Source organism: Shewanella youngdeokensis (genome assembly GCF_033180165.1).
Classification (GTDB): Bacteria; Pseudomonadota; Gammaproteobacteria; order Enterobacterales; family Shewanellaceae; genus Shewanella; species Shewanella youngdeokensis.
This window is the reverse complement of sequence record NZ_CP136522.1, coordinates 917,448-937,719: the sequence shown is the minus strand read 5'-3', so window position 1 is coordinate 937,719 and position 20,272 is coordinate 917,448. Positions and strand designations below refer to the sequence as shown.

General features: G+C 43.5%; 12 protein-coding genes and 1 pseudogene. 3 read left to right on the top strand and 10 right to left on the bottom strand.

Going from position 1 to position 20,272, the window contains the following annotated elements:
* Positions 1–33: 33 nt before the first annotated feature.
* The 4 genes from bamJ to dnaK all read right to left on the bottom strand — a co-directional run bounded on the left by bamJ (position 34) and on the right by dnaK (position 4,758).
* Entirely contained in the window at positions 34–654 is a 621-nt protein-coding gene (gene bamJ / locus RGE70_RS04055) for a BamJ family beta-barrel-assembly machinery protein (protein ID WP_310470260.1), read from the bottom strand.
* Positions 655–736: 82 nt separating this feature from the next.
* Entirely contained in the window at positions 737–1,537 is an 801-nt protein-coding gene (locus tag RGE70_RS04050; protein WP_310470259.1) for a M48 family metallopeptidase, read from the bottom strand.
* Positions 1,538–1,616: 79 nt separating this feature from the next.
* Positions 1,617–2,744 carry a molecular chaperone DnaJ gene (gene dnaJ / locus RGE70_RS04045; RefSeq protein ID WP_310470258.1) on the bottom strand — a complete coding sequence of 376 codons (1,128 nt, stop codon included), beginning with the start codon at positions 2,742–2,744 and terminating at the stop codon, positions 1,617–1,619.
* Between the two features lie 88 nt (positions 2,745–2,832).
* A complete protein-coding gene (gene dnaK, locus RGE70_RS04040; protein ID WP_310470257.1) occupies positions 2,833–4,758 on the bottom strand; it encodes a molecular chaperone DnaK in 1,926 nt (641 codons plus the stop codon).
* Positions 4,759–5,028: 270 nt separating this feature from the next.
* On the opposite strand from dnaK, the pseudogene RGE70_RS04035 reads away from it, so the two are divergent.
* A pseudogene (locus RGE70_RS04035) lies at positions 5,029–5,956 on the top strand (DMT family transporter).
* A gap of 180 nt (positions 5,957–6,136) precedes the next feature.
* On the opposite strand, the gene RGE70_RS04030 reads toward RGE70_RS04035, so the two are convergent.
* A complete protein-coding gene (locus tag RGE70_RS04030) occupies positions 6,137–8,332 on the bottom strand; it encodes a hypothetical protein (protein ID WP_310470256.1) in 2,196 nt (731 codons plus the stop codon).
* Positions 8,329–8,922 carry a GNAT family N-acetyltransferase gene (locus RGE70_RS04025; protein WP_310470255.1) on the bottom strand — a complete coding sequence of 198 codons (594 nt, stop codon included), beginning with the start codon at positions 8,920–8,922 and terminating at the stop codon, positions 8,329–8,331. Before RGE70_RS04025 ends, RGE70_RS04030 begins: the two co-directional genes overlap by 4 nt.
* A 515-nt stretch (positions 8,923–9,437) precedes the next feature.
* On the opposite strand from RGE70_RS04025, the gene RGE70_RS04020 reads away from it, so the two are divergent.
* The gene (locus RGE70_RS04020) at positions 9,438–11,039 is read left to right on the top strand and encodes a BCCT family transporter (protein WP_310470254.1); all 1,602 of its coding nucleotides are present in this window, start codon (positions 9,438–9,440) and stop codon (positions 11,037–11,039) included.
* 92 nt (positions 11,040–11,131) lie between these two features.
* On the opposite strand, the gene RGE70_RS04015 is transcribed toward RGE70_RS04020, so the two are convergent.
* The 4 genes from RGE70_RS04015 to RGE70_RS04000 form a co-directional block, all read right to left on the bottom strand.
* On the bottom strand, positions 11,132–12,400 hold the full coding sequence (locus RGE70_RS04015) for a glutamate-5-semialdehyde dehydrogenase (RefSeq protein ID WP_310470253.1): 1,269 nt from the start codon (positions 12,398–12,400) through the stop codon (positions 11,132–11,134).
* Positions 12,397–13,515, bottom strand: coding sequence for a glutamate 5-kinase (gene proB / locus RGE70_RS04010; RefSeq protein WP_310472914.1), 1,119 nt, complete (start codon positions 13,513–13,515; stop codon positions 12,397–12,399). Before proB ends, RGE70_RS04015 begins: the two co-directional genes overlap by 4 nt.
* Positions 13,516–13,735: 220 nt before the next feature.
* Complete coding sequence (locus tag RGE70_RS04005) at positions 13,736–15,025, bottom strand: NCS2 family permease (RefSeq protein ID WP_310470252.1); 1,290 nt, start codon at positions 15,023–15,025, stop codon at positions 13,736–13,738.
* Positions 15,026–17,039: 2,014 nt separating this feature from the next.
* Positions 17,040–18,578 (bottom strand): M17 family metallopeptidase, encoded by a 1,539-nt coding sequence (locus tag RGE70_RS04000; protein ID WP_310470251.1) that lies wholly within the window; start codon positions 18,576–18,578, stop codon positions 17,040–17,042.
* Positions 18,579–18,804: 226 nt separating this feature from the next.
* Between RGE70_RS04000 and RGE70_RS03995 the strand changes: the two genes are divergently transcribed.
* Complete coding sequence (locus tag RGE70_RS03995) at positions 18,805–20,265, top strand: aminoacyl-histidine dipeptidase (RefSeq protein ID WP_310470250.1); 1,461 nt, start codon at positions 18,805–18,807, stop codon at positions 20,263–20,265.
* The last annotated feature ends 7 nt before the right edge of the window (positions 20,266–20,272 follow it).

Sequence of the window (20,272 nt, the reverse complement as noted above, 5' to 3'; positions counted from 1 at the left end):
AAAAAGCCTAAGGATTAACTTAGGCTTATTGTCTTACTTAACAATCTCTAACAATTCAACTTCGAATACCAAAGTTGAATATGGCGGGATAGAAGCTCCCGCGCCACGCTCGCCGTAAGCAAGGTGTTGTGGAACGTACAATCTCCACTTAGAACCAACACCCATCAACTGAAGGGCTTCAGTCCAACCAGCGATAACGCCTGATACTGGGAATTCAGCTGGTTCGCCACGAGTCACTGAACTATCAAATACATCACCAGAGATGAATGTACCGTGGTAGTGAGTACGTACTGTTGAATCAAAACCTGGCTTCTCGCCGTTTCCTTCAGTAATGATTTCATACTGTAGGCCTGATTCCGTTGTCACGATGCCATCACGAGCAGCGTTTTCAGCTAGGTATTTTTCACCCTCTTCTGATGCAGCAGCTGCGGCAGCTTCTTGAACTTTTTGGATACGTTGGCTGATTTCAGTAAATGCAATTTGCATATCTTGCATAGCAACTACACTTTCTTTACCTTCAAAAGCGTCAGAAAGACCCAATTTAACGGCAGAAATATCGATACCTTCAAACGAGTTTGCAGCGAGTTGCTCACCAAGTTGACGACCAACACCGTAACTTGCTTGCTCTTCGATGGTACTGAACTTATCAGACATAATGATTATTCTCTCAATGATTCAATGAATTTTCGCGCGTAACTTTATCATATTATTCGCAATATAGCCTTAAAAAGTGCGGTTATTTTGGCCGTTGGCAACGATTTTTCACACTAATCAGGCTCGCTTTGTATAGTGGTTGAACCTCTGTCTGCATTTTTTGCAGTTGCGCGATACGTTGCCCGTGAGATGGGTGAGTTGAAAGCAGCTCTGGCCCTTGCTCTCCGCCAGCTTCAGCCATATTGCGCCATAACGCCACGCTCTGGCTAGGGTCAAATCCAGCTGCAGCCATTAACTTAACACCCACTACGTCAGCTTCGGTTTCTTGCTCGCGACCGTAAGGCAGCGTATAACCAACTTGTACACCTAAACCTAAGGCGCCCATGTAAAGTTCTTGGTTTGATATTCCGCTCACCCCTAGCGCAAGTTGAGCCAATTGCATGCCAGTATTGGTCATTTTCGCTCGCGATACTTGCTCATTACTATGGTTAGCTAATACATGTGCAACTTCATGCCCTATGACCGTTGCCAACTGGTCTTGATTTTGCGCCACCTTGAGTAAGCCCGTATAGACACCAATGTGGCCGCCGGGCAGTGCAAACGCATTGACTTGCTCTGATTCAAATACCACCACGTCCCAATGTTGGCTTTGATCCGGTAACGCTTGAGTAATGCGACTGGCAACGCAATCAACATATTGCGTTAATGCGACGTCATTACTGATTTTTTCATTCTTTTTAATTTCAGCAAATGAGGCGTTCCCGAGTTGGGTCATCTCTTGCGACGAAAACAGTAACGTTTGACCTCGGCCAGTTGGCGACTGATTCGTTGCGCAACCCGACAGCAATAACACCACGCTTATAATTAACAGTAATCCCTTCATCGTTAATTCAATCCAATTTTTGAGTAAAAAAAAAGCCTCGCAATGCGAGGCTTTTATTGTATAACAACTAACCAAATTATTAGCTATTCAAATCTTGAAAAAACTTTTTAACACCGTCAAAAAAACCTTCAGCTTTTGGGCTATGTTTTTTTGATTGACCTGTTAAGGTCTCTTCAAATTCGCGTAACAACTCTTTTTGGCGCTCATTAAGGTTGACTGGCGTTTCCATTACAACCTTACACAGTAGATCACCAACAGCATGACTACGAACTGATTTAACACCTTTACCACGCATGCGGAACATACGGCCAGTTTGTGTTTCAGTTGGGATTTTAAGATTAACTTTACCATCTAATGTTGGCACTTCAATCTCGCCGCCCAATGCAGCCTTGCTAAATGAGATAGGCACTTCGCAATAAAGGTTATTACCATCTCTTTGGAAAATAGCATGCTCACGCACACTAACCTGAACATATAAGTCACCAGGAGGTGCGCCAAACTCACCCGCTTCGCCTTCACCTGTTAAGCGAATACGATCGCCAGTATCAACTCCTGCTGGAATTTTAACTGATAAAGTTTTGCTTTTCTCTACGCGACCTTCACCATGACACTTCTTGCAAGGATCTTTAATGATCTTACCGCGGCCATTACAAGTAGGACAGGCTTGCTGTACAGCAAAGAACCCTTGACGCATCTGCACTTGGCCTTGACCATGACAGGTACCACAAGTGGTTGGCTTAGAGCCTTTTTTAGCACCACTACCATCACAAGGTTCACACGCTGCCAGCGTAGGAATGCGTAGTTCCTTGCTTAGCCCTTTAACTGCTTCTTCTAAAGACAGTTCAAGGTTATAGCGTAGATCGCTACCGCGCGCAGCTTGACGTTGCCCGCCGCCACGACGGCCACCGCCGAAGATATCACCAAATACGTCGCCAAACACATCGCCAAAATCAGCACCGCCGTGACCACCACCACGATTAGGATCAACGCCAGCATGACCAAATTGGTCATACGCCGCTTTCTTATCGCTGTCGGTTAGGATTTCATAAGCTTCTTTAACTTCTTTAAAGTTAGCTTCGGCTTCTTTATCACCTGGGTTACGATCAGGGTGAAACTTCATTGCTAAACGCTTGTAAGCTTTCTTCACTTCGCGTTCGCTGGCGTCACGTCCGACACCTAATACTTCGTAAAAATCTCGCTTTGACATAATCTAATGCTTTCTTTGCTGGAGTTGCACGAACGGGCGTTAGAGTTGCCTCAAACGCCCGCTAGAATAAATTAGGAGTTATCCGGCATTATTTTTTGTCGTCTTTCACTTCTTCAAACTCAGCGTCAACAACATCGTCAGCGGCTTTCGCATCTGGTTGAGCTTCGCCTGCACCTTCGGTTTGTCCTGGCTGAGCTTGTGCTTTAGCTTGGGCAATTTCCATTAGCTTAGAAGAAGCTTCCATTAACTCTTGAGTCGCTTTTTCAATTGCTTCTTTGTCGTTACCTTTAGTCGCAACGTCAACAGCTGTCATTGCCGCTTCAATTTTTTCTTTTTCGTCAGCTGGTAATGCATCACCTGCTTCTTCGATTTGCTTCTTAGTTGCGTGAACCATGCCATCAGCTTGGTTACGTGCAGTTACTAGCTCTTCGAATTTTGCATCTTCGTCAGCATGTGCTTCTGCATCACGTACCATTGCTTCAACTTCTTCATCGCTTAGGCCAGAAGAGGCTTTAATAGTGATGTTTTGTGCTTTACCGGTTTTCTTGTCTGTAGCAGATACATGCAAGATACCGTCAGCATCGATGTCAAAAGCAACTTCGATTTGTGGCATGCCACGTGGAGCTGGCTCAATACCTTCTAGGTTGAATTGACCTAGAGATTTGTTACCGCTTGATTGCTTACGCTCACCTTGCAATACGTGAATAGTCACAGCAGCTTGGTTATCGTCAGCTGTCGAGAATGTTTGTGACGCTTTAGTCGGGATAGTGGTGTTCTTCTCGATAAGCTTAGTCATTACGCTGCCCATAGTCTCAATACCTAGAGACAATGGAGTAACGTCTAGTAGCAATACGTCTTTAACGTCGCCAGACAAAACACCAGCTTGAACTGCTGCACCAATAGCAACGGCTTCATCAGGGTTAACATCTTGACGTAGCTCTTTACCAAAGAATGAAGATACTTCTTCACGTACTTTAGGCATACGAGTCTGGCCACCAACAAGAATTACTTCGTTGATATCAGAAACTGAAAGGTCAGCATCTGCTAGGGCTACTTTTAATGGCTCAAGTGAACGAGTAATCAAGTCTTCAACTAAAGATTCTAGTTTTGCACGAGTGATTTTAACCACTAAATGCTTAGGACCTGTTGCATCGGCAGTGATGTATGGCAGGTTAACTTCAGTTTGAGTTGCGCTTGAAAGCTCAATCTTCGCTTTTTCAGCAGCTTCTTTTAGACGTTGCATTGCTAGCGGATCATTACGTAGGTCAAGAGATTGCTCTTTCTTGAACTCATCAGCTAGGTAGTTAATCAAACGGTTATCGAAATCTTCACCACCTAAGTGAGTGTCACCGTTGGTCGCAAGTACTTCAAAAGTTTGCTCGCCATCTACGCTGTCGATTTCAATGATAGAGATATCAAAAGTACCGCCACCGAGGTCGTATACAGCAACAATGTTGTCACCTTGCTTTTTATCAATACCGTAGGCAAGTGCTGCTGCAGTTGGTTCGTTAATAATACGCTTAACTTCAAGCCCTGCGATGCGACCAGCATCTTTAGTAGCTTGACGTTGTGAATCGTTAAAGTATGCAGGAACAGTAATAACCGCTTCTGTTACTTCTTCACCTAAGTAATCTTCAGCGGTCTTTTTCATCTTCTTCAAGATTTCAGCTGAGATTTGTGGTGGTGCCATTTTTTTACCTTGAGCTTCAACCCAAGCATCGCCGTTATCAGCACCAATAATGTTAAATGGCATGATGTCAACGTCACGTTGAACTTCATCATCTTTAAAACGACGACCGATAAGACGCTTAATAGCAAAAACAGTGTTTGTTGGGTTTGTTACAGCCTGACGCTTTGCAGGTTGACCAACTAGCGTTTCATCAGCAGTGTATGCGATGATTGAGGGTGTAGTACGATCGCCTTCAGCATTCTCCAATACGCGCGCTTTGTCGCCATCTAATACTGCAACACAAGAGTTAGTTGTGCCTAAATCGATACCAATAATTCTACCCATGGAGTCCTCCGAAATCTAAAACTAAATTTGTTATTTGATGATTGAAATGGGGGCGACTTAATTGTTTTCAAGTCTTTTATTTTTCCCAGTTCGTCTCTTGATTATCTATATTGGGACGTTTGAAACGAATACAAGGGGGAAAAAGTAAACTTTGTCATTTAATCTGTCTTTTTATTTATCGTATTGGCCAAAAATGTATACCGCATACAATTTTTAACCATGCGTATGGGCATGTGCCTGTGACGCGATAACGTTTATGGCCTACGCGTTATGACACAATCCCATCAAGCTTATGTTTTTGCCATTGCAGCTATACTGCTTTGGTCTACCGTTGCAACTGCATTTAAGCTAGCACTGTTGCACTACAGTCCGTTACAGCTCGTTTTTATTGCATCATTTACTTCGATTATTGCACTCAGCGCCACCCTTGCAGCACAACGTAAAGGGGCGTTAGCTCGAAAGCTGTTTATCGCGCGGCCGTTTTTTTATTTGCAAACTGGACTACTGAATCCTTTTTTTGTACTACCTTGTGCTATTTAAAGCTTACGACCTGCTTCCAGCGCAACAGGCACTCGCCCTAAACTGCACTTGGGCTATATTGTTGCCATTATTGTCTGTACCGCTGTTATCACAACAGCTCAGAAAAAGTAACGTGACCGCTGCGATAGTGGCTTACATAGGTGTACAGCTTAGTGCCACCAACGGTCACTTCTACGACTTTGATTTTGAAAGCGGCGTAGGGTCGCACTCGCGCTAACCCGCACTTTGCTGTGGTGCCTTTACTGGATTGTGAACACCAAAGACAAAGGCGACCCCATTGTTAGCTTGCTACTCAGTTTTTTAGTTGGCCTCCCCTTTATTGTCGTAACATTATTAGGGACAGAAACTTTACCTAGTTGGAATACTCAGGCGTTTGCAGCGGCAATCTATGTAGGATTTTTTGAAATGGGCGTCACTTTTGTATTGTGGTTAATCGCCTTAAAAAAGCCAAACGTACAGCAAGTATTAGCACGTTGGTTTTTCTGTCGCCGGTGATGTCTATCGGCTTTATTGCTTGGATTTTACAAGAACCTATAACATCCCCACATACATGGGACTGACGTTGGTCCTTTCCGCGCTGGTGTTACAGCAGTTATTGCCTCAACTAAATAAGCTCAAACACTCAAGAGCCGTAACGTTAACTAGGAATCACATTTAGCTTGGTTATTAGCTTGGTTATTAGTAGATAGCAAGGTGCCATGCCGCTAGTATTGGCGGTTATGTTGTCGATAGTATCAGCGGGATTGGGCTACCGACTGTGCCAACTGAAGCTGGCACAGGTCGATAGCTGCGATATAGTTAACGTGCTGTTATCTCGCCAAAGTTGGCTTAACCTCGGTTACTTATCGCTTTCATTTTTATTGATCAGCAAGATAATCAGCATCATGCCAAACAAGGTTACAATGCTCACCTGTAGTGAGCCTGAAATATGCACCCCTATTTTAGCATTATTGAGAATATCAAAAATATCTTTGAGTGCACCGACCGATATCAAAGCCATTGACCCCGACAATACTTGAGTTAATCGCTTACTATTGCGGGTTTGCAATTTTTCGTACAGTTTTGCTGTTTCAGCGATAATTTCTTCTTGTCGGTATTGGATTTTACTCAGTGTCTCTTGAGTCCGCGTATGCAGTTTGGCAAAGTCCATTTGCTCAAACACCTTGTGGATCATACGAGTATGATCGGGGAAGGTCATCATGCTGCCTGCGCTAATTAAATCCAGCAGCCAATGGGCATCATGAGTAAACTGCTTTAAGCATTCCCCTTCAGCGGTGAGCGTCTCCATTTGCGCTCGAAGCTTTGCTGCAGAAATTTTCTTATCTTTCAGTGTTGGAGCGGCTTGTTCCAAGCTCAGTTTAAGCTGTTTATCTAACATTTTGTTGGTGAGGTGAAATAAATTGTAAATAGCTGATGCTACATCCATCATTTCAGATGCTTGTTCTAACACCCAATTTGGTTGCTGCAACAAGCCAATAATGCACTCATGGTGATTAGTGTAAACAAACTCATCACGGTTGTAGCAGTCTCGATTTAAATTAAATTCGTCAGATGTTACCGACCGCAAGCACCAGTCATCTACAGCGGTACGTAACTCCCGCTGTTGTAACACAAATACCGGATAAGCAAAATGCGACTTTAATGACTTAGCCGTGACAGAGCTATATTGACCATCAACACACTCAACTAATCGATCCACTAAAACCGACACAAATCGATTATCGGTTTTATTGAAGGTGAGCATTTCTGACGCGGGCTTTGTGTAATGATCAAAATTGTCACTAAGCGCCAGAGCTAACTCGTTAAAACGACTTTCAGCAAAATCTTCAAGTAAGCCTAAACGTTCTGCGTTCCAGCGCATATCTTGATCCATCGCAAAAGGCGTACCCAGTGACATTGCATGGCGGACACCGCTGGCGCTGACATTATCAAGCGGAGCTTTGAGATTTAAAGCAAAAATGCCCATTGGGTAGTAAATCAATTCAACACTAAAGTTAAGCTCACCCTTGCCCTCTTTGTCGCGAAAAATCATTGATATGTCAGGCAAAAAGCAAGAATAAATATCTTCAAAGCTATTGGCAATGCCAGCCCAAATATCATTAAGCATATTGCGGTGAGGAGTTTGTGCATTCCAACTATCAGGAAAGAGTTTATGACTGGTTGAACCTTGGTTAACCGCGTCACACAATGACTGCCTTAACTCGCGTGTCACAATGTGGTTTACGCTAGCAAAATACGAAATACTGATGGCGCCACGTTCTACAAAAAGCTCACCAGAACCTTTGGTTCTGTTTTGGCTAAAAAAGGCTAACGGCGGCCACAACGCTTCCAAGTCCGTCGACATAATATACTTGTCGTTATCCGTTAACGCATTTACAGACTTAAGAAATAGCGGGCGTTGCTCTGCCATTTTTTGGGCTAACAGCTCTGGATCTCCCCAGCGAATATCACACAACTTAGCAATAATAGAAACACCGTCACTAAAATAGCGATAGGAGCTAAACTCTTGATGTAAATATTCTGTATAAAGCTGACGTTCAAGTTCAGAAAACTGCGAGTGCAGAGCATCAACTTCAACAAGGTGCGCTTCAATGTTTTGAGTCGCCTCTGTCATCAGCCACTCTTGACTGGTATAAAAACCACGGTCTATCCGGCAAATGTCAATTTGAATTGCAGCAAACTTTTGCAGCGCCTTGTTAAGCCCACAGAGGGGTAAAACAGTTAATGCGGTAATACTTGAGCGAACCAGCGTCTCGGCATGATGGTAACGATTACTCTCTTCAACCTCATGCCGCGCAAAGCCATAGCAACCACAAAACAGCAATAGGATATCGTCGTCACTCACCCCTTCTAAGCTACTCGCTGTAATGACGGCTTCGTTCTCTAATTGATCAATAAGAGTAAAAGCGGCTGAACTTTTAGCCTGCAGTGCTTTTTTGGCCCATTGAAAGCACTGTTCAAAATCTTCTTCTCTAATTAGTTTAAAAAAATGAATTAAAATAGTTTGCTGCGCAGCAACTCGGTCAAGAGTCATAAAACGTCCTTGGCTAAAATTCGTTGTCGTTGTTGGGCATGTCTTGGATCATCAAGGGGCAGGTAATAACTTTGCGTAAAAATATGTTCCACAATATTGCTAAGCTCAATAGCTGATGGCTTGCCTTGGTTAGGTTTCGACCGATACATAAGTGCCATAGGGCTAGAATCGGCATCGTCATAATGTGGAGATAAATATTCTACGTTAAATTTAGTAAAACCTAATTTTTGGTAAAATGCTTCTGGACCCGATTCTGCTTCAACTAACAGCCATTTTAAACTATAATGAGCGCCGAAAAAATCAAAGAGCTCATGGCACAGTCGTTTTCCAAGACCTTGGCCTTGGTAATCAGGTGCTATGAATAAGTAACCTAGCATGGCAAAAGACAAAGTTGGGTAGATTTCGGTCAATGACATACCTAAAACTTGTTCATCTTTGCACAACAATATGCAACGAGATTCGCCGCTATTAACCGCTTGTTCTATGGCGGCAATAGGCTCTCGTTCCCATTGGGGGAAAACGTCGCAATACAGCGACATAGCTTGTTCCCAAAGTGGGCCCACCGCATGTGTAATTTGTTTTGTAAGCATCAATTTCGTACATTTATTTTTTTTATATTGTACCAAAACTTACATCATAATTGCTCTTACATTTTGAGGAAGTTATCGACTTTGACGCACCAGATAACCAACTCGTTTAACTCACAATGCCAGATAGCTTTATTAAAACTATAATTGGGGACATGTCAGCACTGATTAATGCTGAAACACCGATGCAACGAAGGTTACATTGAATTTTTGCCCATTGTGATGGATGACTGTATCGCCACAGGTAGTGCAGCACATTCTGAGCCTCTGCTAATCAAATTAATCACCTTAACCATTTTATAGAGGTGGCATTACCAACAACTGATTAATTCGCTACAGAATTAATCGATTCGAACAAGATCGATTATTAGGTGAAATGACGTAAATGTCCTGCACCACGGATTAAAGCCAATTGATTAATCCTCAAATTCATAGATTTATTCACTTGCTCAACATCCAGTAAATGAGCAGGTAATAAATATGTCTTTGCGATAGCAAAGCAAAAATGGAGTCAGTAAATGACTGATTTAAAAAATAGTACAACACCGACTAGCGTATTCACTGACAAACAAGATCCCGTCAGTAATCGCCAGAGCACAGCCAAAAAATCAACGAGCGAAAAGCTCGGGTTAGACAACCCAGCTTTCTGGTACAGCGGTGGTTTTCTTGCAGCTTTTGTGTGCTTAGCACTGATTGACGGTGAGTTACTTTCTAGCATGGTTAACACCGGTTTTAATTGGGCGGTAAAAGTTTGTGGCCCATACTGGCAAGTCCTGTTGTTAATGACATTTTTAATTGGTATTGCTTTAGCTGTTGGCCGTACAGGCCGTGTTGTCTTAGGTGGTATTGAAAAGCCTGAAATGGACAGTTTTCGCTGGATGGCGATTATCTTCTGTACCTTACTCGCAGGTGGAGGCGTATTTTGGGCCGCTGCTGAGCCTATTGCTCACTTTGTTAGCCCACCGCCTTTATTTGGAGCTCAAGAAAGTCCACAGCAAATCGCAGTTAATGCATTGTCGCAATCATTTATGCATTGGGGATTCTTAGCTTGGGCGATTGTTGGTAGCTTAACCTCAATCGTAATTATGCACCTGCACTATGACAAAGGCTTACCTCTTAAGCCCCGCACCTTGCTGTACCCTGTCTTGGGTGACCGAGCACTAAAAGGTCACACCGGTGCCCTGATTGATGCATGTTGTATTATTGCTGTAGCAGCAGGAACCATCGGCCCAATTGGCTTTTTAGGTCTACAAGTCAGCTATGCTCTTAACGCCTTGTTTGATCTTCCTGACGGTTTTACCACCCAATTTATTATCATTCTCTTCGCAATTACTTTATACACGATATCTGCACTCAGCGGGTTACACCGCGGCATGCAAATGTTGAGTCGTTATAATGTAATACTTGCATCAGCACTTATGATTTACATCCTAGTTTTTGGCCCTACTAACTTTATTGTTAATGGCTACATTCAAGGTGTTGGTAGCATGCTGGACAACTTTATCCCAATGGCGACTTTCCGCGCCGATGAAGGCTGGTTAAGTTGGTGGACTGTGTTCTTCTGGGGTTGGTTCCTCGGTTACGGTCCGATGATGGCTATTTTTATTGCCCGTATTTCTCGTGGTCGTAGTATCCGCCGTCTTATCACGACAATTAGTGTGATAGCGCCTTTAGTCACTTGCTTTTGGTTCACCATTGTTGGTGGCTCAGGCCTCGCGTTTGAAATCGCACAACCTGGCTCGGTCAGTGGTGCCTTCGAAGGCTTCAACCTACCAGGGGCTTTATTAGCAGTTACAATGCAACTGCCGTTCCCGATTGTCATCTCTATTTTATTCTTGATCTTAACTACGATTTTCATTGTCACCACGGGTGACTCAATGACTTACACTATCAGTGTTGTTATTAGTGGTGAAACAGAGCCGAACCCAATTATTCGTACATTTTGGGGTGTGATGATGGGTGTAACAGCGCTTGTACTGATCTCGCTCGGTTCTGGTGGTATTTCAGCACTGCAATCTTTCATTGTGATCACCGCAGTCCCCGTATCGTTGATTTTATTGCCTTCACTTTGGAACGCTCCACAAATTGCGTCTAAAATGGCGGATGACCAAGGTCTATAGTAGATGATACTAACCCCACCGTTTAAGCGTGATGGGTTTTAAAATATAAAAGGAAGCCAATTGGCTTCCTTTTTTACATCATTTAATCAGTGTTAATCGCGCGCGGTATAGTCGCCGACAGCAATCCATTTATAAGTGGTCAATGCTTCTAGCCCCATAGGGCCTCGAGCATGCAACTTTTGAGTGCTCACAGCCACCTCAGCCCCCAAGCCGAACTCACCACCGTCAGTAAATCGAGTGCTGGCGTTAACATACACAGCGGCAGAATCGACTTCATTGATAAAATAGGCCGTTGCATGGATATTATCCGTTAAAATACCTTCAGAATGCCCACTTGAATAACGCCGGATATGGTCAACAGCAGCGTCAATATCGTCAACCACTTGGATGCCTAGAGTTAACGATAACCACTCTTGTGAAAAGCTGTCAGGAGTCGCAGTTTCAACCGTGAGCCCTTGTGTAGCAGCAATAGCTTTAGCTTTATCGCAGCCATAAAAAGATACACCTAAGGCCGTCAGTCTATCGAATAACTTAGGCAGTATATCGGTTGCTATACTGCGGTGAATTAACGCCGTATCCAATGCATTACATACTGTTGGACGCTGCACTTTAGCGTTAACAATAACATCGACTGATTTATCGATATTGGCATCTTTATCAGCGTATAGATGACAAATACCAATACCACCTAAAATAACGGGAATTGTCGCTTGTTCTGCACATAAGCGCTGAAGGTTTTGCCCACCTCGAGGCACGATCATATCAACGTATTTATCGAGTTTGAGTAAACCCGACACTAATGCTCGGTCAGAATTATCAATTAACTGCACACAGTTTTCTGGTAAGCCTTGCTCAACCAAAGCTGAACGAATCACTTTGCATAGGGCTTTATTGGATGCGAGGGTTTCTTTACCCCCGCGTAAAATAACCGCATTACCAGTTTTAAGAGCTAAGACAGCAATATCAACCGTCACATTCGGCCGAGCTTCGTAAATAACTCCTATCACCCCCAGTGGTACTCGGCGTCGCGATAACCGTAAACCGTTGTCGAGTAAGCGACTGTCGATTTCACTTCCTATTGGATCTGTTAACCCTATAACATTACTAATGTCAGCAATCACACTGAGCAGCCTAGGTTCATCAAGTAACAAACGATCAATCATCGCATCTGACAAGCCATTCGCTTTAGCTTGTGCGATATCTTGCTGGTTTGCGGCTACGATATCGTGCTTTGCTAACGTTAGTTTACTTGCAACGCATTGCAGCAAAGCCGTTTTTTGAGCCCCTGTTAAACTCGCTAAAGTGTAGCTTGCAGTTTTAGCTTGCTGACCTAAGTTGTTTAAATAATCGCTGTGAGTCATAACACCACCATGTCGTTGCGATGAACTACCACTGCACCGTAATCATAGCCGAGCTCTGATTCGATACTGTCTGAATGTTTGCCTGCTATTAGGCATAAATCTTTAGCGCTGTAACGGCATATTCCTTTAGCAAATACTTTTCCAGCGGTGTCGGTAAGCTCTACGGTGTCTCCCCGCTCAAACTCACCCTTAATGTCAATAACACCTGTTGGTAGTAAGCTTTTGCCTTTATTTGTTACTGCTGTTATCGCGCCAAGATCCAGGATAACGGTACCACTGACAGTTGAACCGACTAATATCCATTGTTTACGGCTTTCTAACGGGTTTTCTAACGCTGTAAAATGTGTGCCAATGGCGGCGGAACAAACCACTTTTTGAATGACATCATGGTGGTGGCCAGATGCGATAACGACGTCTACGCCCGCACGCCTTGCAGCATCTGCCGCTTCTAATTTTGTCGACATGCCACCAGTTCCAAGCCCCGACACGCTCCCCCCGGCAAGTTTGCGTAAACTGTCATCAATGTTAACGACTTCGGTTATGAGCTTTGCATTCGGATTATTGCGAGGGTCAGCATCGAACAGCCCTTTTTGGTCAGTCAGTAAAATAAGCAAGTCGGCGTCGCAAAGTAGCGCGGCTCTGGCCGATAAATTATCGTTATCACCGACTTTAATTTCGGTGGTCGCGACCGCATCATTTTCATTGATAATTGGAATAATGCCATTGGCCAAAAGTGCATTGAGTGAATCACGAGCATTAAGGTAGCGCTCGCGATCTTGCAAGTCCGCACCGGTAAGCAACAACTGACCAACGTTTAAATCGTAAATACTAAATAGTTTGGACCAAGCAAGGATCAACTGACTTTGACCTACAGCAGCTAACATCTGTTTGTTTGCCATGGTATCTGGAAGTACAGGGTAACCTAAGTGCTCTTTACCTGCTGCGATAGCGCCGGATGTACACAGTACAACCTCTACGCCAGCTTCCATTAAGCAAGCCATCTGCCGCGCAAGTTCAACCAAGTGTGCTTTGTCTAATTTTAGGCTGCCAGAAGTTAATACACTGGTTCCCAGCTTTACCACAACTCGGCGATAAGCTATCTCACTTAAGTTCATCATTATCTATGTTAAAAACATTGGACAAACTTTATACATAATCTCAAGTTAAATTGGTAGTAAAGTGCGCCGAAAATAGATAATAAGATAAGATGAATTAAATATATCTCATACGATTGCCGTTTTAATCACGAAATATTTAATTTGCTGGCTGTAATTAAAAAGCCACCCGCTTAAAGGTGACCTTTTATATTCATGAACCAAATAGTCACTATATCATTTAGCTATAAATAAATTTAACGACAAACAATACCGCAAGGACAACAACACCAATGCTTAAGTCTTTATAGCGCCCACTCATTAACTTAATCACGGCATAAGAAATAAACCCCATTGCTATACCTGTTGCGATAGAGAATGTTAGCGGCATTAAAATACACACGACAACGACAGGCGCAGCTTCTGTCAAATCTTCCCACTCAACATTAACTAAACCCGACATCATTAAAATAGCCACATAAAAAAGCGCCCCTGCTGTAGCGTAAGCAGGTACCATTCCAGCTAATGGAGAGATGAAAAGCGAGCTTAAAAATAACAAACCAACAATCACGGCAGTTAACCCTGTTCGGCCGCCAGCACTCACGCCCGCGGTACTTTCAACATAACTGGTGGTGGTAGATGTGCCCAACATGGCTCCGGCTATTGTTGCGGTACTGTCAGCGGTTAAAGCACGGTTTAAACGCGGTAATTTGCCTTTATCATCGAGAAAACCGCCACGCTGCGCAACAGCAACGAGCGTACCAGAGGTATCAAATAGGTCTACAAATAGAAAAGCAAACACGACTGACAACATGCTAATTTCAAGCACGCTCGATAAATCCATTTTCATGAAGGTCGGCATAATTGAAGGCGGCGTTGCGATAATGCCTTGGTATTGTACATCCCCAAACAGAATGCCAAGTGCCGTTACCGCCATAATACTTACAATCACCGCCGACTTAATGCCTTTATGAACCATTGCAACAATTAAAAAGAAACCAAGGGCTGCCATTACAGCGGGAAATGCAGTAATGTCTCCCATCCCAACTAAGGTTGCAGGGTTCGCAACCACAATGCCGGCACTCTTTAATCCCACTAAGGCGAGAAACAAACCGATACCCGCAGCAATACCAATACGCAGCGACATGGGAATACTGTTAACAATCCATTCTCGGATACGCACCAACGACAAAACCAAGAAGCAGAGCCCTGAGAGGAACACCGCGCCTAAAGCGGTTTCCCATGAATAACCCATCTCACCCACTACCGTGTAAGTAAAAAAGGCGTTCAAACCCATTCCAGGAGCTAATGCGATAGGGTAGTTAGCCACAATGCCCATAACTAAACAACCAATCGCCGCCGCTAAACAGGTAGCGACAAAGACAGCGCCATGGTCCATACCTGCGTCAGCCAGCATCATTGGGTTGACGAATATAATATAAGCCATTGTTAAAAAAGTCGTGATCCCCGCAATAACCTCTTGTTTCAATGACGTCTGATTTTCTTTGAGTTTGAATAGTTTTTCTAACATCACACCAAATCCTTTGATTTTGTCAGTAGGGTTAAACTGCACTCAAAATTGATTACAGGCAATTACTTTTTTTGTTTATATGTCAGGTATTCATTTAGACTAGCCATAACTAGATAGTAACGTGCTCTTTCAGCCTATATTCAGCTCTAACAAAGAGCTGCATTTACTATTAAATCAGTCATACTAAGCTACCGATATCATTGCCATTACAACGGTTTTATAACTGGCAATTTTATTCAGTAGATGTATTAATAACACACCTTAATATAATAGTGTTATACCATTATAAATACCGGCTCAATATCACCAGCTCATTTTATAAAGCAATTTTAATAACTATAAACAATTAGCTTGAACCTTGCCTTGAAATACCTCAGCCACAACTCAACAATAAAGATCTGCAATATGATGCTTGGTCATATCGACATTAGGTGGCTTGCTGATTAATTGCTGTATTCCTGCAAGGATACGGCTGTAATTTATGAAAATGTTTAGCTTATTGGTAGATCATCAATTTTCCCAAGAGCGCAGATATCTGCTTTAACCCCTTCACAAATAATGACGGTAGAGAGTTAGATTGGAAAGGAACATGATATTAGAACGACAACCCCTGTAACGTCCGATCTTGAACAGTTAAATTCTGCATATTTAGTCGCTGTAACGCCGCCATCACCAAATGATGACGGCTGACTAAATCGACTTTTTTAAGCGATTGCACTATGACGGCAATTCAATAACGGTAGCTATCATTCAATGCTTGAGTCGGCAAGACACCAAAGAGACTAGTGCAAGCCTCAAATTTTAGGCAAAAAAAAGCCTACTCAAAGAGTAGGCAGACATGTTCAAGTGTTCCTAAAGGAAATCGGTTAGCGCGCTAGCGTTAATCAACGGCACGTTCAAAATAGTTAACATGCAACTTGCGTCTAAACACACCAAATGGTGGTATTAAGGTTGATGGATTGTAAAACAACTTTCATTGGAGGGTTAGCCCAACAAAGCCTTGGCGAATAAATCGCCTAGTAATGCAATTGATAAAATCAATGGTATTACTAAAAAATAGCAGCAGCTCGAAATGATATAATCACTTCTCCTAAACAAAGCTGAAGCAAACACTCATTTATTTTCATTAGGGGGTTGAAGCCAACAAAAATAAATGAGTCAACTTGTCGCTCGGTTCCTTGGAGAGTTATCCATCCTGGATAGACTAAACTTGGCAAGTGGTGAACTTGACCAAGGAGAAGTATTATAGTTTTACGTAATAAAATTACAACCCTTAATTGCAAATAAATGTCCAAACATGCAAAAAATGTAATTTACACACCAACAACGGTGTGACTCATCACAAAATTCAGTCATTTCGCGACACCAATGCTCCATCTAGAACTGTAAAGGTACTAAAAATACATATCCAAGCGTTGTAAAATGACTCACTAGCTATTGCATCGCTAAATTGGAGGCAAAAAAAACCCGCTTTATCAGCGGGAGATATAACCTAAGTGCTGTCATAGATAAGTTAATTAGCCTATTTACGGCAATCAACCCTACATTAAAACTCAATAAACCTTAGGTTACAGACACCGAACACGGTGCAAGAATATTTGATAAAACCAGGCTGATAGAGGGGTCAGACCTTATAAGCCCATGGCGTATATACCGCCAGTCAAAGCATTTGTATTTAACCAAAAGCTTTGTGAATAGATAGTGCTGTTCATTGATAAAGACATAATAACTCTCCTACTAAGTTGAATTCCAATTACCTTGCTTACTATTTTCGCCCCTTATTGGGTTCAGCAAAGTCAACTCGTCGCTCGATTCCTTGGAGAATTATCCTTCCTGGATAGACTAGCTCGATTAGGTACCTACCTAATCAACAAAGCGAATTATAGCTAAATGTAGTTTTATTACAACCTTTTTTATCAAAAACCTTTCAATTACGCATTAATCTGTAATTTTATTACTTAAGCAGGCGCCGATATACACAAAGCCGGGTTGCCCGGCTTTAGATACTTAGCTCTTACTTGCTATCAATGATGTAATTAAATAGCCCCACCAATGGGGTTGCTGTTGGCGTACCATACTGAGGGTGACCCTCTGTAGCGCTTCCGGCAATATCGAGGTGGGTATAAGCGATAGGCAGAGCACTGTTTACACCATGGCTGCTTAAGCCCGAGGCTTTAATTAAAAATGCGGCTGGATATTGGTGTCCGCGTGCTGTTATCGATGAAGGTGCATTGTTTGACGACAACATATCTGCAGCACCCGATGGGTCAATGATTTTACTAAAATCGTCTCGACGTAATTGTGACACCTCAATCGGCTCACCCCAAGTTGCAGCCTGACGCTGCATTCGGTCAGCAACTTGAGCTTGCTTAGCTACACTGTTTTCTACCGCCGCAGTGTAACCACCAAAACAACGCACTACATGACCTGTTAATGTGGCAACTGAAAACATCTCAGGCTTTACGGCGGAGTGCGCTGTGATACGTAATTGAGACATTAAGTCAGCCAACACCAGACGGCCTTCGGCATCGGTATTACCAATACGCACACGTTGGCCGGCATGACTCATGATTATCTCATCAGTAACAAATGCTTCACTACCAATACTATTTCGTACCAAGCCCAGTTCAGCCACAACTCGGATCCCTTTTGGTTTAAGCATGCTAATGGTTTTAAGTAATCCCGCCACAGCTGCCGCGCCACCTTTGTCACGACTCATACCAGCCATAGAGCCAGCAACCTTGATGTCGGCGCCCCCAGTGTCGTAAACCACACCTTTACCAGCAAACAAATAAGTGCGCTCGATCTCCCCTTCCCCAATATATTCAAGTTTTACAACCCGAGGTTGGTGTCTTGATACTGCAAAAGAAGCACGTCCAACGGCACTGAGTAAAGGATAGTCGCGCTCAAGAATGTCTCGGTCTTCAACAACCGACAACTCGACGCCACTCCCGGTAAATGCTGCTACACAGTAATCAGCAAAAGCGGGAGCCGACATCCGCTCAGGTTCAGTGCCGCAAAGATCCCGAGCAAGCCCACGACCTGCTTCGATAGCGGTCAACATACTGGCGTTGTTAGCCCCACTTAATAAACCAATACATTCCAACTCAGGATCAGCTGCGCCAGCTTCACGTCGCTCTAGGGCTTGCCACAACGCTTGCCCACACGCTAGAGCTGCGACAGCCTCGGCTTTTTTATAGCGTTGATCCGCTATACCATTAACTAGCAATAGAGGCCGTTTTGCACCAGCCTCTTTAGCGACCTTTATGCCTTGCTGGGCCGCATCGGCAAACACGCGTACATCTTCATACTCGTCCGTCGCTTTTAACACTGGTGCAATCACTAGTCGGCCACCAGCAATACCAGGGGCAAATAATAGGGTCACAGACTTGCCTACGCGCTGATCGACCTTGCTGCCGTGATCCGCTAACAATGCGACTTCCTCTACTGCTATTGAAGTAAGATCGGCTGTCACAACAACCAAAGCATCCCATCCACTACCTTCAAAAATTGCATCTTGATCAGCAACATCAACAAATTTTATTAAAGCCATGACCCTATCCTTTTGATTTAAAATTACTGGCATTATTGACCTATTAATAGCAGATTAGCAATCATCTTAAACAGCGTAAAACCCTAACTGGAAACTTGTACTGACAGTCATCATATAACGCGAAGTAACCCGCACTTGCTGCACAACAGACTATGGTAGAATATGGCAATTTTTGCCCTCCAGCGCTAATGGCGCTTAAGTCTTATTTAGAATAGAGGAACTTTCAGTGACCGCATTAAACCAACTACAACCACAAGCATTATGGCAATGGTTCGAACAGATCTGCGCAATTCCACATCCGTCAAAGTTTGAACAGGCCTTAAGTGAGCACATTCAAGCATGGGCAAAAGAGAAACAACTTTCAGTCATCGAAGACAAAGTTGGCAACCTGATTATTAAAAAAGCTGCCACAGCAGGTATGGAAGATCGCAAAACTGTTGCACTACAAGCCCATATCGATATGGTTCCACAGAAAAATGCTGACAAAGTGCATGATTTTGAAACCGACCCTATTGATGCTTATGTTGATGGCGATTGGGTAAAAGCCCGCGGTACAACTCTTGGGGCCGATAACGGTATTGGAATGGCTTCAGCTTTAGCCATTCTTGGTGCTGACAATATTGCCCATGGGCCACTAGAAGTGCTGTTGACCATAGATGAAGAAGCCGGAATGACCGGTGCATTTGGCCTTGAATCTGGAATGCTTGAAGCTGACATACTGATCAACACTGACTCTGAGCAAGAGGGTGAGATATACATGGGTTGTGCCGGCGGCGTTGACGGACAAATCAGTGTACCTATGGTATGGCAATCACCTGAGCCTAGTAATAGTAGCTTTACATTATCACTTGCAGGCCTTAAAGGTGGCCACTCAGGCGTTAACATTCATTTAGGTCGTGGTAATGCCAATAAATTACTGGCTCGTTTCTTATTTACCTACAGTGATGAGTTAGCGATTGAACTAACTAACTTTACCGGTGGCTCACTACGTAATGCTATTCCACGTGAAGCGCAAATTAGTTTTATGCTTCCAGCGGAAAACGTCGAACTACTGCAACAACGCATCAGTGAGTACCAAGCCGTAGTCCGTTCTGAATTAGCCATAGCCGACCCAGACACCACGCTAACATTGACTGAAATTGCCGCTGAAACCAAAGTTATGAGTGAAGAATCGCAGCAAATTCTAATCGATATTCTCAACGCCTGCCCGAATGGCGTAATCCGTATGAGCGATGAAATTGAAGGCGTGACCGAAACCTCGTTAAACGTTGGCGTGATCAGTACAGAAACCGATTCGGTGCAAGTACTGTGTCTTATCCGTTCATTAATCGATTCTGGTCGTGAAGAGGTTGAAGGTGTACTGACTTCTTTAACTAGCCTTGCAGGCGCTAATGTAGAGTTTAGTGGGACTTACCCAGGCTGGAAGCCAAATAACAGCTCGCCAGTCATGGCAAGTGTGCGTGATACTTACGAGGCTATTTACAACAAAAAGCCGACGATCATGGTGATCCACGCAGGTCTTGAGTGTGGTTTATTCAAAAAGCCTTATCCAGAAATGGACATGGTCTCAATTGGTCCAACTATTCGCTACCCACACAGCCCAGACGAGAAAGTAAACATTACCACCGTTGGTCAATACTGGAAACTGTTGCTAGCAGTACTTGAACGCACTCCAGCAAAAGGCTAAGTCAGCA

Excerpts from the sequence above, each read along its gene's own strand:
- dnaJ (WP_310470258.1), bottom strand. The coding sequence starts at position 2,744 with ATGTCAAAGCGAGATTTTTACGAAGTATTAGGTGTCGGACGTGACGCC.
- bamJ (WP_310470260.1), bottom strand. The coding sequence starts at position 654 with ATGTCTGATAAGTTCAGTACCATCGAAGAGCAAGCAAGTTACGGTGTT.
- RGE70_RS04030 (WP_310470256.1), bottom strand. The coding sequence starts at position 8,332 with ATGACTCTTGACCGAGTTGCTGCGCAGCAAACTATTTTAATTCATTTT.
- RGE70_RS04050 (WP_310470259.1), bottom strand. The coding sequence starts at position 1,537 with ATGAAGGGATTACTGTTAATTATAAGCGTGGTGTTATTGCTGTCGGGT.
- RGE70_RS04020 (WP_310470254.1), top strand. The coding sequence starts at position 9,438 with ATGACTGATTTAAAAAATAGTACAACACCGACTAGCGTATTCACTGAC.
- RGE70_RS04025 (WP_310470255.1), bottom strand. The coding sequence starts at position 8,922 with ATGCTTACAAAACAAATTACACATGCGGTGGGCCCACTTTGGGAACAA.
- RGE70_RS04005 (WP_310470252.1), bottom strand. The coding sequence starts at position 15,025 with ATGTTAGAAAAACTATTCAAACTCAAAGAAAATCAGACGTCATTGAAA.
- proB (WP_310472914.1), bottom strand. The coding sequence starts at position 13,515 with ATGAACTTAAGTGAGATAGCTTATCGCCGAGTTGTGGTAAAGCTGGGA.
- RGE70_RS04015 (WP_310470253.1), bottom strand. The coding sequence starts at position 12,400 with ATGACTCACAGCGATTATTTAAACAACTTAGGTCAGCAAGCTAAAACT.
- dnaK (WP_310470257.1), bottom strand. The coding sequence starts at position 4,758 with ATGGGTAGAATTATTGGTATCGATTTAGGCACAACTAACTCTTGTGTT.
- RGE70_RS04000 (WP_310470251.1), bottom strand. The coding sequence starts at position 18,578 with ATGGCTTTAATAAAATTTGTTGATGTTGCTGATCAAGATGCAATTTTT.